The organism is Celerinatantimonas sediminis (assembly GCF_046054195.1).
In the GTDB taxonomy this organism is placed as follows: Bacteria; Pseudomonadota; Gammaproteobacteria; order Enterobacterales; family Celerinatantimonadaceae; genus Celerinatantimonas.
In genome coordinates this window covers 51,038-63,765 of record NZ_JBEQCS010000020.1, presented here as the reverse complement: position 1 = coordinate 63,765, position 12,728 = coordinate 51,038, and the positions used below count along the sequence as shown (strand labels likewise).

At 45.0% G+C, this 12,728-nt stretch carries 12 protein-coding genes; 6 read left to right on the top strand and 6 right to left on the bottom strand.

Annotation, left to right across the window (positions count from 1 at the left end; all coding sequences use genetic code 11):
• Window positions 1-13: 13 nt before the first annotated feature.
• The 4 genes from ABTQ23_RS18200 to ABTQ23_RS18185 all read right to left on the bottom strand — a co-directional run bounded on the left by ABTQ23_RS18200 (window position 14) and on the right by ABTQ23_RS18185 (window position 4,015).
• On the bottom strand, window positions 14-1,126 hold the full coding sequence (locus ABTQ23_RS18200; protein WP_408617183.1) for an ABC transporter permease: 1,113 nt from the start codon (window positions 1,124-1,126) through the stop codon (window positions 14-16).
• A complete protein-coding gene (locus tag ABTQ23_RS18195; protein ID WP_408617182.1) occupies window positions 1,123-2,001 on the bottom strand; it encodes an ABC transporter permease in 879 nt (292 codons plus the stop codon). The genes ABTQ23_RS18200 and ABTQ23_RS18195 overlap by 4 nt, the downstream gene beginning before the upstream one ends.
• On the bottom strand, window positions 1,991-2,842 hold the full coding sequence (locus ABTQ23_RS18190) for an ABC transporter ATP-binding protein (protein WP_408617181.1): 852 nt from the start codon (window positions 2,840-2,842) through the stop codon (window positions 1,991-1,993). Before ABTQ23_RS18190 ends, ABTQ23_RS18195 begins: the two co-directional genes overlap by 11 nt.
• Window positions 2,843-3,133: 291 nt before the next feature.
• Complete coding sequence (locus tag ABTQ23_RS18185) at window positions 3,134-4,015, bottom strand: LysR family transcriptional regulator (RefSeq protein WP_408617180.1); 882 nt, start codon at window positions 4,013-4,015, stop codon at window positions 3,134-3,136.
• A gap of 95 nt (window positions 4,016-4,110) precedes the next feature.
• Here ABTQ23_RS18185 and ABTQ23_RS18180 point away from each other — a divergent pair, with 95 nt between their 5' ends.
• Window positions 4,111-5,082 (top strand): NAD-dependent epimerase/dehydratase family protein, encoded by a 972-nt coding sequence (locus ABTQ23_RS18180; protein WP_408617179.1) that lies wholly within the window; start codon window positions 4,111-4,113, stop codon window positions 5,080-5,082.
• A gap of 206 nt (window positions 5,083-5,288) precedes the next feature.
• Here ABTQ23_RS18180 and ABTQ23_RS18175 read toward each other — a convergent pair whose 3' ends face one another.
• A complete protein-coding gene (locus tag ABTQ23_RS18175; protein WP_408617178.1) occupies window positions 5,289-6,347 on the bottom strand; it encodes an SDR family oxidoreductase in 1,059 nt (352 codons plus the stop codon).
• A gap of 81 nt (window positions 6,348-6,428) precedes the next feature.
• Window positions 6,429-7,184, bottom strand: a complete 756-nt coding sequence (locus ABTQ23_RS18170; protein WP_408617177.1) for an SDR family oxidoreductase — start codon at window positions 7,182-7,184, stop codon at window positions 6,429-6,431.
• 98 nt (window positions 7,185-7,282) lie between these two features.
• Between ABTQ23_RS18170 and ABTQ23_RS18165 the strand changes: the two genes are divergently transcribed.
• From ABTQ23_RS18165 to ABTQ23_RS18145, 5 genes are all read left to right on the top strand, one after another.
• A complete protein-coding gene (locus tag ABTQ23_RS18165) occupies window positions 7,283-8,176 on the top strand; it encodes a LysR family transcriptional regulator (RefSeq protein WP_408617176.1) in 894 nt (297 codons plus the stop codon).
• Between the two features lie 112 nt (window positions 8,177-8,288).
• Complete coding sequence (gene treA, locus ABTQ23_RS18160; protein WP_408617175.1) at window positions 8,289-9,959, top strand: alpha,alpha-trehalase TreA; 1,671 nt, start codon at window positions 8,289-8,291, stop codon at window positions 9,957-9,959.
• Window positions 9,960-10,094: 135 nt separating this feature from the next.
• Complete coding sequence (locus ABTQ23_RS18155) at window positions 10,095-10,901, top strand: PhzF family phenazine biosynthesis protein (RefSeq protein ID WP_408617174.1); 807 nt, start codon at window positions 10,095-10,097, stop codon at window positions 10,899-10,901.
• Window positions 10,902-11,086: 185 nt separating this feature from the next.
• Window positions 11,087-11,908 (top strand): XAC2610-related protein, encoded by an 822-nt coding sequence (locus tag ABTQ23_RS18150; RefSeq protein ID WP_408617173.1) that lies wholly within the window; start codon window positions 11,087-11,089, stop codon window positions 11,906-11,908.
• A 287-nt stretch (window positions 11,909-12,195) separates the two neighbouring features.
• Entirely contained in the window at window positions 12,196-12,546 is a 351-nt protein-coding gene (locus ABTQ23_RS18145; RefSeq protein ID WP_408617172.1) for a DsrE family protein, read from the top strand.
• The last annotated feature ends 182 nt before the right edge of the window (window positions 12,547-12,728 follow it).

Here is a 12,728-nt window from a genome sequence, read left to right as displayed (position 1 = left end):
GGCTATGAGTGAATTACGCTTTGCGAATCGCGGGATGCCAAAAAGTCACCCGCCGCTCTAAATACACCAGCAGTGCATAAAGTAGTGAGCCTGCCACAGAGGCAACCACAATTGCCGACCAGACTATCGGCATATGCATGCGTGCGGCTTCAACCGAAATTCGAAATCCTAAGCCCATGGTTGGTGAGCCAAAATATTCCGCAACAATCGCCGTGATAAGCGCTAAAGCTGAGTTCACTTTAAGGGCGTTGAAGATAAATGGCATGGCCGCTGGCAGCCGCAGCATTTTGAGAGTGAGCCAATAGCTGGCGGCGTAGGAGTGCATTAATTCTTGCTCAAGCTTATTGGTCGATTGTAGGCCCGCTAAAGCTGACACCAGCGCTGGGAAATAAGTGACTAAGACAATCACGGCCGCTTTTGATGGCCAATCAAATCCAAACCACATCACTGCAATGGGGGCAACACCAACCAGTGGGACGGTACTGGTGAGATTTGCCAGTGGCAAAAAGCCGCGTCGTAAAAAGCTGGAGCGTTCAATAATGATGGCACTTAAAATCCCCAGTCCATTGCCTAAAAGGTAGCCAATGATGACTGATTTGATGACGGTTTGGACAAAATCACCCCATAGCATCAAGGTATTGCTAATGAGCGCATGACCAATCGCTACCGGTGTTGGCAGTAAAACTTGCGGCACTTGTAATACAGTTACAATCAGTTGCCACAGATACAAACACCAAAACCCAAATAGCGCCGCAATAATTAATTGCGCAACAGCCACATCCGTTTGTTCAACGAAATACTTAAGGCAAAGGTTGGCCGATAATATTAAAGAAATCGTGATCAACCAAAATGGAACAATATTGGACGCTTCATGCTCAGCGCTTTTTAATAAAAAGTAACTGGCGAGCAAAGTCAGCGCTTGAATGATAAGAACATGCTTAAAGCGAACGGCTGTAAAACAGCTCCAACCCGCGACTACAATTAAGCAAAGGCTGGCAATGCATGGCATGTAATCAATGGTTAAATTTGCTGCAGTAAAGTCAATATGAATGAATTGAGTCAGTCCTAACAGCGCAAAGACTAGAGTGAAAACAATCAGTAGAGCACCTGATTTATAATGCTTCATGCTATTCTCCTATTTCGCATCACCCAATATTCAATGACACTGACAACGCCCGTTAAAAACAGCCCTAATAACGAAGCCACCACCAGCGCTGACCAGATCATCAACGTGTTTCCGTAATAGGAACCAACGAGTAATCTTGCACCTAAACCGGCCTGAGCTCCGGTTGGTAATTCTGCAACCATCGTTCCTACAAGCCCTGCGGCAATTGCAACTCGACAGGCGGGAAATAAAAACGGCAAAGCTGAAGGAAAGCGCAGCATTTTCAACGTATCAAGGTTGGTTACGCCATAGGTATAAAAAAGCTCCATCTGCATTTTGGCTGGCGAGCGAAGCCCCTGAACCATGGCAATCGTAATGGGGAAAAAGCACAAGTACATGGCGATCACCGCTTTGGGAAATAACCCGGTGATATTCAGGCTCCCCAAGATGACCAATACAATCGGTGCAATCGCTAACACCGGAATGGTCTGCGAGGCGACAATCCACGGTAACAAGGCTCTATCGAGCATCTTGGAGTGAACAATGATGATTGCCAGAACAATCCCTAACACCGTGCCCATGGCAAATCCGGTTAATGCTGCACTGGCCGTTACCCAAGCGTGATAGAGCAAGTTTCGCGGGGAAGTAACCGGCCATTGAGTGATACTGTTATACACATCAATGATGATTTGATGCGGAGTTGGTAATACTGGTCGAGACATATTCCAAGTAGCGGCAAGCAGCTGCTGCCAGCTCCAGTCGCTTGGCAAAACTCGCGCTATCACCCCTGATGCGTTCATCGCAATAGCTAGTGCATACCAAAGCACAATAAATACAGCGAGTACGACGCCTATCGGAATACTGTGGCGACGCGCAAGGCTTAAACTAATGTTCATGATGCCCCTCCGATAGCGCATCACGCACTCGTTGGGTCAGTTGAATAAATTCTTCGCTATCGCGGATGGCGGCGGTTCGCTCACGTGGCAGTGGCGAGTCAATAATATCGACAATACGTCCTGGCCGCGGCGACATCACCACAATTTTGGTGGACAGATAAACCGCTTCGGAGATGGAGTGGGTCACAAACACTACGGTGCGCTGTTGTTCGCGCCACAGCTGTTGTAACTGTTGGTTAAGATTATTGCGGGTGATTTCATCTAAAGCGCCAAATGGTTCATCCATCATTAAGATTTTTGGCTCAAAGCCTAGTGCTCGAGCGATGGACACACGTTGCTGCATCCCTCCTGAAAGCTGCCATGGATATTTATCTTCAAAACCACTTAAGCCCACTTTAGCCAGTTGTTCGCGGGCAATGCGCTGCGCTTCTTGTTCTGGACGGCGCTGAATAATCAGCGGTAACATGACATTTGCCAGCACGGTGCGCCACATCAGCAACGTGGCCGCCTGAAACACATAGCCATAGGCTCGCTCTTGGCGCGCTTCACTGGGTGTCATATCATTGACCAAGACATTGCCAGAGGTGATCGGTTCTAAGTCTGCAATGACTCGCAATAAAGTGGTTTTACCACACCCAGAGGGACCAATTAGCGAGACAAATTCACCCTTGCGAATTAATAAGTCGACATCGGCCAGCGCATGCACGGGTTGGTCGGCGGACGGATAGATCACATTGAGTTTTTCGGTGCTTACCACGGGGCGAGATGGTTGTTGTGGTTGGGCCTCTGGCTCGGGTTCAGCGACAGACTCAGAGGTAAGAACCTGAAATCGTTGATTCATGCAGCGCTCCTTCAATTCGCATTTAAAATTCCTGACCATTTGGTTAGTTTTTTACAAGCACAATATATGCCACATAAATAAAATGGTTATTTTGTGGTGATAAAGTCGCTGATTAAAATAAATACGATGGCGTTATTTAAATTATTTTGCAGTCATTGGTCGGGAAAATTTCACTGATGGTGCACCATCTTGAACAATCTGCGCTATTGCAGCGCATTTTTTGAGCAGTTATTTTTTAGTCACTATTTTGCTTGGATCGATAAAATTGCGATAACTGAGCATGGGGGAGCTTTATCTCTTAAGCCCCTCACAGAGCGCATCAAACACAGCACGACACGCTTTGTTATATCTTAAGTCCTCATGCATCACTATCCACAGTTCAAGATTGACACAAAAAGAGTCAGCCAAAATAGGGATAAGTTGGTAGCGCTGGGCGAGTTGAGTTTGGCAAGCACCGATGCCCATTCCTGCTTTAATCATTGCTAATTGCGCTACGTTAGAGTCAGCTGCTAGGGAAAAATTTGTACGTTCAAATACGTTTGAGTTGAGTTTCTTAGTTGTTTCTCGAATAAATGGTGTGATGTGGTCGTAACCTATCAGTGCATGTTCTGATAGCTGTTCTAATGCAACCGGCAGCTTGTGGCTTTGAGCATAATCTTGACTGGCATAAAGGCCTATCGAAACATTCCCAACTTTTCGCGCAATGAGCTGTTGCTGGGTGGGACGAAACATACGAACGGCAATATCTGCTTGGCGATGGAGTAAATCAAGCGGTTGGTCAGAGAGGGTTAACTCCAGTTTTAGCATGGCATGTTTAGCGCGCAATTTACTAAAAATCGGCGGAAGTAGTTCAATGCCGATAATATCGCTGGCGGTAATTCGCACAACACCTTGGATATGGCTGCTCTGACAACTGGCAACGCGATTTAATGCCGCTACGGTCGTGCCGATTTGCTGGGCATATGGCAGAAGTGATTGCGCCTCTTTGCTGGCAACTAATCCACCTTGGGCTCGCGTAAAAAGCACAATCCCCAAATGTTGTTCCAACGCTGCTATATGTCGGCCAATGGTAGGCTGAGTGCTACCTAGTTCGCGCGCAGCAGCTGACAGTGAGCCAAATTGCATCACCGCTAAAAACGAGCGATATAATTCCCAGCTAATTTTAGTATCCATGCATAAATGTATAGCTGACTGGTTATTTTAGTCAATTCTATTTATCTCAATCACATCTTAATCTATATGCAACTATCAATTTAGAGGCAAAACAGATGAATGATAATCGGGTACTAATTTTGGGGGCCACTGGCGGTATTGGTTCTGAATTGGCAAAGCAGCTGGTGAACGATGGCTGGGATGTCAGCGCTCTGTCTCGTCACCCAAAACTGTCAGCGCGAGCGGCAATTACCTACAAACATGGCGATGCGATGGATGCTCAAGCAGTGGTTGATGCAGCCCAAAACGTTAATGTGATTTTTCATGGCGTTAACCCTGTGGGATACAAAAACTGGGCAGGATTAGCCTTACCCATGCTTAAAAATACACTTTTGGCGGCTAAAGCAAATCAGGCAACAGTGGTGTTACCAGGCACTCTGTATAACTATGGGCCGGATAGTTTCCCTTTAATTAAAGAAGATTCCCCACAGCATCCAAAGACTCGAAAGGGGGCTATTCGAGTACAAATGGAGCAATTATTGGCTGAGTATGCTGCCAGCGGCGGCCAGGTTATTATCATCAGAGCGGGGGATTTCTTTGGACCCAGTGCCAAAAACACTTGGTTTACCCAATTAGTAAAACCTGGCCGGACCATCACCAAAATAGTACAGCTCGGCCATGTTGGTCATCAATGGGCTTATCTGCCGGATTTAGCAAAAACCATGGCGCTAGTGTTAGCTAAACGAGCACAGCTGCCCGCTTTTTCTAATTTTCATTTTGCCGGATATTGGGATGATGATGGCAAGCAGCTGATAAATGCAATCGCTGATATTGCCTTTCAAGATAGAGGCAAGCGACCCAAATTAGGCCATTTTCCCTGGTGGCTTGTCCCTTCGTTGGGGTTATTTAATGAAACCATTTATGAAGTTGCTGAAATGCGCTATCTGTGGCAGGAATCCGTTCGAATGGATAATCACCAGTTATTAGAGTTGCTTGGAACGGAGCCACATACGCCGCTTAGACAGGCTATTGAGCAAACATTAAGTGGCTTAGGTTGCCTTAGCCAAATCAACCAATCGAAGGCTTAAGAATAATTTAGAGTCAGTGGGGCTTTATGTTCATTAAATGATTTTGTGTTCTGAAGCTCACTCATCACGATGAGTCTGGTCAATGCAGCGCTATTTTATTGATTAATAACGTAAATCTATAACTAAGACGCTGTCGATTGCAGGTCAATATAGACTAAAGCCAGAGCTGGCAAATAAGTCTGGCTTTAGTCTTTATTATGGAAGGTTTATAACGTGTTTGGATTTGGAATTAATCCTCGTTTAACCATCTGCTCTAAATGATTAATGATGTCGTCATCCGAGCGCAGCGTCATCTCATTAAATCCGGCTTGGCGGGCCTTAGTCACATCGAATATCGCATCCGTTTCAACATGAAAGATAAAATCACCAAAGCTGCCTTGAGCCAGCTGGTTAATGTCTGATTGTGCTAATCCATAATCTGCCGCCAGTTGTTGCCAAGTATCACTGGCAAAGTTGTTGAGCCGTTGTTGCAGATTTATCGGTTGTGGTTGGCCAACCTCCAAGCCAAACCATTGGGCGATGCGTGGCCAGACATGTTTCCAGCGAAACTGATCGCCGTTGGTGATGTTATAGGCGCCGTCTTTGTTATTTTCACAAGCCCAAACTAGTGCTTTGCCTAGCAGGTTGGCGTTAGTCACATTCACTAACACATTATAAGCGGCTTCGCTGCCAGGAAATTGCATTGCTACCCCAAAGTGTTTACACAAGGTGCCATAAATGCCAATGACATTTCCTAGATTCATCGCTGAGGCTAGTGAGTGACCGATGATAATATCAGGCCGTAGCGCGGTCCATTTCACGCCTTTTTGGCTTAATGTCCGTGCATAGTTTTCGTGCTCAAAATATAAGTTCGGTGGAAAATGTTGACTATCATCTTCGCGGGCAGGACTTTTATAAACCCCTAAGTGCGCGCCATAAACTTTCCCACCCTGTAAAAATGTGACCCGTTGAAGCGGGGCATTGGCTTTTAAGACTGTCTCTATGACATTTTTAAACATTGCTCCATTTTCTTGAGCTTCAACGCTTGCATCAGCGGATGGTTTTAACGCGGCATAGAAAATATGTGTAATTGTTTTAAGTGCATTCAGATGCTTTTCAAGTGCGTCTTTATCGAGTAAATCAGCCGATAAGTGCGGTTGGTCATAGGGACTCTGTTGGGTGCGAGAAAGAGTGGTGATTTGCCAGTTAGAATCTTGTAGCGCGGCAATGGCTCCGCGACCTGTTACTCCGGAGCCGCCCACAACGAGCATATGTGGTTGCATCATTTCTCCTTATATTTACGTGAGATTTATCTTCATCAGCGCTAACCACTGATACGATTAGCTCTGATGTTCTTAAGCGTTTTATCAAACGATGCGGCCACCACCATCAACGTTCACCACTGTGCCATCGATAAAGCCATTTTCTAGTACTGCCAGTGCTGCATGCGCTAAATCATTGGCTTGACCAACCCGGCCGACTGGCAGTGTTTCACTAAGAGCGCTAAACATCGCAGTTCTATCTTCATCACTGAGAATATCCCACGTCGCAGTATCGACAACGCCCGGTGAGATAACGTTAAATCGTTTGGGTTTCATCTCAATTGCAAGGTTCGCCACGAGGCTTTCTAACGCCATGTTGACCGCTCCCACAAGTGAAGATCCTTCACCTTGGCGATAAGCGGCTAAACCAGAGAAGAACAATACTGAGCCTGTTTGCTGAAGGTGTTTATCCGCGCTACGAGCTAAATTGATTGGGCCATAAAGTTTGCTCGCAACCATGGCTTGAATTTCTGCATCCGTCAGTTTTAAAAAAGGTTTAAAAGTTAAATCAGCGGCAGTTGAAACAATATGATCATATGGCCCCTGTTCACTTAGGGCTGCATCAAGTTGGGATGCATCTGAAATATCAAGTGAATAGGTTCCAAGCACATTAGGACCTAATTGCTCGGCCACTTTCGCTAGTTTATCTAAGCTTCGACCCGCTAACGCGACTTTTGCTCCGCGCGCGACAGCCATTGCCGCAAGTGCTGCCCCCATTCCTGAACCCGCTCCGACAATAAATAGTTTGCTGCCAATCAAGCTACCTTGTCCGTCGCCACCTCGAGTTATCATCGTTGCCATTGTTTGTCCTCCTTTATTTTAATTGGGTTCAGTCTACAATGATAAAAATTGCGAATAATTAATCTATTTATAAAGGCTTTATTCAAATATGGTGAATAATGGATAGAATTGAGTTGATGCAAATTTATCTCGATATCAATGATATTGGCTCGCTGGCAGGAGTCGCTAGGCAACGAAATATCGCACCTTCTGCTGTTACCCAAGCGTTGCAGCAATTAGAGCACTTGGTTGGAACCAATTTAATCGTGCGCACCACCAGACGAATGTCTTTCACACCTGAAGGCGAGCAGTTCTTAGAACATTGCCGGTTTATCGTTGATGAGTTTGAAAACGCCATTGATCATCTTAACCAGCAAGGTCCACTGCGCGGGACGATTCGTTTAACAACGACCAATGATTTCGGACGGATGCGATTACCGGGATTAATTGATGCATTTTTAGAACAACACCCTCAGGTTAAAGTCGAACTGCATTTGTCTGATGGGTTGGTGGATTTAGTCGCCGAGCGATTTGATTTTGCGATTCGCACAGGTCCTTTGGTTGATTCTCGCTTTAAAGCCCGGTTGCTTGCTAGCCAGCGTCGGCTGGTTTGTGCATCCCCGCGCTATTGGCAAAAATGGGGAAAACCTGTTCATCCGCGCGATCTTAAAGAACATAATTGTTTAGTGCTCGCAAGACCGCATTCACCGCAGTCAGAATGGCATTTTGTTGATGGTAACCGCTCATTTACGGTGAAGGTTTCTGGCAATCGAGTTGCCAATGACGGTGGGGCTCTTCGGCAATGGGCGATTCGAGGCGCTGGAGTGGTATTAAAATCTCAAATTGATGTGCATGATGATTTAAAAGCAGAGCGCTTGCAGAGCGTTCTTAGTGAATATACGGATAAACCCATTAACATTTATGCCGTTTATCCGGCTCTGCATCGGCCGCCACGGCGGGTTAGTGCCTTAATTGATTTTATCACCACACATATAAACATCGAGCTTGCCTAATGCAGGGGCTTAGTAGAACTTTATTTCTGTGTGATTTGTCAATTTAAAATATCGGTTTGCACTCTAGGATCAGCTAATTGAGCTTTATTTACGATAGTAAAGGAGTTTGCTGATGGTTAAATCGAGTGATTCATCATGGATACTTTGTAAACGCTGGAGCAATTTTTTAAGCCTTGGCTTATTGGCTTTCATGCTGGTTTGTCAAAGCTCATTTGCTCGCCAGAGTGCGCCGCAGTCACCAGATATTCTGTTTGGGCCACTGTTTGATGCCGTGCAAAGAGCGCAGCTGTTTGACGACCAGAAAACCTTCGCTGATGCGGTTGCTAAACGAGCGCCCCAATTGATTGTTGCCGACTGGCAAAAACAAAAATCACAGCAGGGTTTTGATTTAAAAAAATTCGTCTTAGCTAATTTCACTCTACCAGCGACTCATTCTGATTATGTGCCGCCAGCGAATCAATCGTTGCGCGAGCACATTGATGGTCTATGGAGCGAGCTGACTCGAAGCGCTAAAAAATCGGGTCAATATGACTCGTTATTACAGATTCCTAAACCTTATGTCGTTCCTGGTGGACGTTTTCGGGAGGTCTATTATTGGGACAGCTATTTTACCATGTTAGGGCTTGGTGAAAGTGGCCGTTGGCAGTTGGTTGAAAATATGCTCGATAACTTTGCATGGGAACTCGATCGATATGGGCTGATTCCAAATGGCAATCGCAGTTATTATTTAAGCCGCTCTCAGCCGCCATTTTTTAGTTTGATGGTGTCACTTTATGCTAAGCATCAAGGCGACCAGGTTTACGTTCATTATCTCACTCAATTGCAAAAAGAATACGATTACTGGATGGCGGGCAGTGCAAGTTTGGCTAAAGGCCAAGCGGTAAATCGAGTGGTTAAACTTAGTGATGGTACAGTACTTAATCGTTATTGGGACGCGCGGGATGTGCCGCGGCCAGAATCGTGGCTTGCTGATATACACACCGCTTCGAATCTATCGATAAAAGACAAACCTGCGCTTTATCGGCAATTACGCTCAGGCGCAGCCTCTGGGTGGGATTACAGCTCGAGATGGTTCGCTGACTATCAGCATTTAAATACGATTGAAATTACCCATATTATTCCAGTGGATCTCAATAGCTTGATGTATCACCTCGAAGCGGTGCTAGCCAAAGGCTATCAGCTTAAAGGAGATGCGAAGTTGGCCGCTCATTATCGTCATCAGGCTGACGTTCGCGCCAAAGCTATCAATACGTACCTGTATAACAAAACGCAAGGTTGGTATAGCGATTATGATTGGCAAAAAGCTCAGGTCCGTGAGCAACTTACTGCCGCGGCATTGTTTCCGTTATTTTTCAATATCGCAAGTGATAAGCAAGCCGATGCCACCGCTAAAGCTGTGATGTTGCAACTGGTTCATCCAGGAGGCCTTGCCACGACCACGATTGAAACTGGCCAACAATGGGATGCGCCAAACGGCTGGGCTCCGCTGCAATGGGTCGGTGTGGTTGGGCTTAATAATTATCAGCATCAAGCGCTAGCCAAACGCATCGCCATGGGCTTTTTGAAAAATGTGCAGGCAACTTATGATAGTGAACATAAGCTGGTGGAAAAATACATAGTGCAAGGCCGCGCCCTCGGTGGTGGCGGCGGCGGGGAATATCCTTTGCAGGATGGTTTTGGTTGGACTAACGGCGTCACCATTATGTTGTTAGATAAATATTGCCCGGCACATAAAACTTGTCAAAGTGTCCACGACTTACCAGCGGTGGCAGCTGGCGACTAAAGATATCTTATTGCTTTAACCAAAATCTGCCAGATGTTGGTTTGTCAGTATGGCCGATGCGCTTTGCTTTAGGTTATATTAACTAACTTATTGATTAGAGCGTTAACTGGCAGATTTTATAGGGATTTTAGCAATATGGACTTAAGTATATATCAAGTCGATGCGTTTACCTGTGAGCTATTTAAAGGCAATCCGGCGGGCGTTTGTATCACCCCGTCGGCATTAGATGAGCCGTTGATGCTGAACATCGCCCGCGAAATGGCCGTTTCTGAAACGGCTTTTTTAGCGCTCGATACGATGCGTCTGCGCTGGTTTACACCGAAAACTGAAGTAAAATTATGCGGTCATGCCACCCTTTCGACTGCGCATATTCTCAAACAGCAGGGCTGGTTAAATGATGGGAGCGAGGTTGTGTTTCACACCTTATCTGGCGATCTTATTGCTCGGGCTAAAAATGATGCGATTGAATTGATCTTTCCAGCTCCTAAGCTTATTAAAACCCAAGTCTGTAATGAGCTACTGACAGCTCTTGGCATTAGTGCTTCACAACTAATCGATTATCTACAATTTAATGATAAAGAGCTGATAGTCGTCGATGATGAAGCCATCGTTAGCGCTTTGTCGCCTGATTTTAGTCGCTTAAATCAAATCCCTGGGCGAGGCGTTGTCGTCACCGCTAAAGCTAAGACTCAAAACGCTGATTTTATCTCTCGTTATTTTGCGCCATGGGTCGGTATTGATGAAGACCCAGTGACGGGGTCGGCGCACTGCGCGCTGGCAGTTTATTGGTTTGAACAATTGGCCAAAGACGATTTATTCGGTTATCAGGCTTCAGCTCGCGGCGGTTATGTTCGCGTGAGTCGCCAAAGCGAACAAGCAATCACGCTTTGTGGTCAAGCGGTCAGCGTTCTTAAAGGTAGCTTGTGTTTGCCCGCTCTCTAAATAGTGAGCTATTGGGATGAGATTCGTCATTATTGCTGCCCATCAGCTAAATCTTAAGAGCTGTCTGGAAGATATTCAGATAACAGAGAAAATTCCACTGCCATTTAAATCATCATCTCGATTATTCCTAAATGATCATCGAGTTATGTAATGGCTATTTTGTATTTTTTAACGATGGATTGACTATGAAATTGCGTTTGTGGATAAGCACATTGGTTTTATTGTTAACAAGCACCTGCGCGCTGGGCGCTCAATATAGTGGCACATTAGGTAAATCAGCGATTAGCTTTGAACTGGCTAATGATTCTGCGCTGTATTTTTATAATCACTATCGCACGCCGATTGATCTCAGTGCTGGAGCAAGTAGCGATAAAAACACCTTAATCTTCATTGAAAGAAACGCCAAAAATAAACCCATTGGCGAGTTTCATCTGCAAATCAAGGATTCTAAATTAGATGGTTATTGGTTGAATGTGAAAACGCATGCCAAGCTTGCGGTGCATCTGATTCAAAGTACTGACCTGCGCGGGGTCATGCAATCTGCATCGTCTAAAAATCGTTATATTCGCGTGAAGTGCCTTAACAATGGCACAAGAGTGACGATGATTGATAAAGCAACGGATAAGACTGTGCAAAAATTAATGGTTGAAAGTAGCAGTTGCTCTTTGTTTACCGTCTCGATTGGTGATTACAACTTTGACGGTTTTGCGGATTTTTCGACTGCAGGAGAGAGTTTCGCAGGCCCGAACACTTCGCGTAATTACTATATTTATCAGCCTAAAAAGCATAACTTTCAGTTTAATGAGCAGCTCTCAAGCTTGGTAACCTTAAGATTTAACCAGCAAAGTAAAATCATTACCTCAACCAACCAATGCTGCGCAGGAAGCTCGATTAGTGTTGATAGCTACCGTTGGCAAAAAAATGTGTTAAAACAAATTGAGGGTGTGTGTTATAAGCGCAATGATAATGGCGATTTGGTCGCTAAAGAGCGTAAAGCCTGTTATTAGGGGCTGTTGACCTTTTGCAATTAGTTTTGCAGCAATCGGAGAGAAATTTAGGCAGATAAACGTTGTGCCGTGTAGGTCTGCACAAAGAACGTTTAACGCTGTATAAATTCCTCTCAGATACTGCCCTTCGGGTTCATTTAAACGTATCCTGAACTTTGTTGCACCCTGCTTTCTTAACTCATTAAGCGACACAGGATGCGCCGCGTTCAAAATGCGTTTAATTTGAACAAAATTCAACCGCCAAAGATCAACAACCCCTAATAATCCCTAAAACTCAGGAGTCATAGATGTCGATGCCAATCGTTCAAGTCATCTTTCATATCGACGAAATTGCCAAATGGCCAATGGCTTTGGCGAATATCAACAATTTGCTTAAAGTGGTTGATAAACAAAACTCTAAAATCGTTGTGCTCGCAAACGCTAAGGCCGTGTCAGCCTACACCACTGCCGATGGTGAATATTTATCAGCGATGCAGGCTCTTAGCCAGGATGGGGTTATCTTTGAGGCGTGTAAAAACTCATTAACGGGTCTTAAGATTGAACCTCATTTGTTAAGTAATTTTGTGACGGTGGTAAACGTTGGTGTGCTAGAGCTTATCGAAAAACAAACCGCTGGATATGCCTATATCCGCCCTTAATCTTTATTAAGCAATCAGCGCGTTGTGTCAGCGCGCTTTTCTTTCTTTTTATCCTTTCACTTTCCTTTCTTTTTATCCTTTCATTTGTATAACCAATCTTTAATTTTCAATTTTTTTAAGAAAATTTCTCAGCTTAAGAATTTCTTAAGATTACTTTTCTACTCTGCTATGCGTAACTTGTA

Excerpts from the sequence above, each read along its gene's own strand:
- ABTQ23_RS18200 (WP_408617183.1), bottom strand. The coding sequence starts at position 1,126 with ATGAAGCATTATAAATCAGGTGCTCTACTGATTGTTTTCACTCTAGTC.
- ABTQ23_RS18195 (WP_408617182.1), bottom strand. The coding sequence starts at position 2,001 with ATGAACATTAGTTTAAGCCTTGCGCGTCGCCACAGTATTCCGATAGGC.
- ABTQ23_RS18190 (WP_408617181.1), bottom strand. The coding sequence starts at position 2,842 with ATGAATCAACGATTTCAGGTTCTTACCTCTGAGTCTGTCGCTGAACCC.
- ABTQ23_RS18185 (WP_408617180.1), bottom strand. The coding sequence starts at position 4,015 with ATGGATACTAAAATTAGCTGGGAATTATATCGCTCGTTTTTAGCGGTG.
- ABTQ23_RS18180 (WP_408617179.1), top strand. The coding sequence starts at position 4,111 with ATGAATGATAATCGGGTACTAATTTTGGGGGCCACTGGCGGTATTGGT.
- ABTQ23_RS18175 (WP_408617178.1), bottom strand. The coding sequence starts at position 6,347 with ATGATGCAACCACATATGCTCGTTGTGGGCGGCTCCGGAGTAACAGGT.
- ABTQ23_RS18170 (WP_408617177.1), bottom strand. The coding sequence starts at position 7,184 with ATGGCAACGATGATAACTCGAGGTGGCGACGGACAAGGTAGCTTGATT.
- ABTQ23_RS18165 (WP_408617176.1), top strand. The coding sequence starts at position 7,283 with ATGGATAGAATTGAGTTGATGCAAATTTATCTCGATATCAATGATATT.
- treA (WP_408617175.1), top strand. The coding sequence starts at position 8,289 with ATGGTTAAATCGAGTGATTCATCATGGATACTTTGTAAACGCTGGAGC.
- ABTQ23_RS18155 (WP_408617174.1), top strand. The coding sequence starts at position 10,095 with ATGGACTTAAGTATATATCAAGTCGATGCGTTTACCTGTGAGCTATTT.
- ABTQ23_RS18150 (WP_408617173.1), top strand. The coding sequence starts at position 11,087 with ATGAAATTGCGTTTGTGGATAAGCACATTGGTTTTATTGTTAACAAGC.
- ABTQ23_RS18145 (WP_408617172.1), top strand. The coding sequence starts at position 12,196 with ATGTCGATGCCAATCGTTCAAGTCATCTTTCATATCGACGAAATTGCC.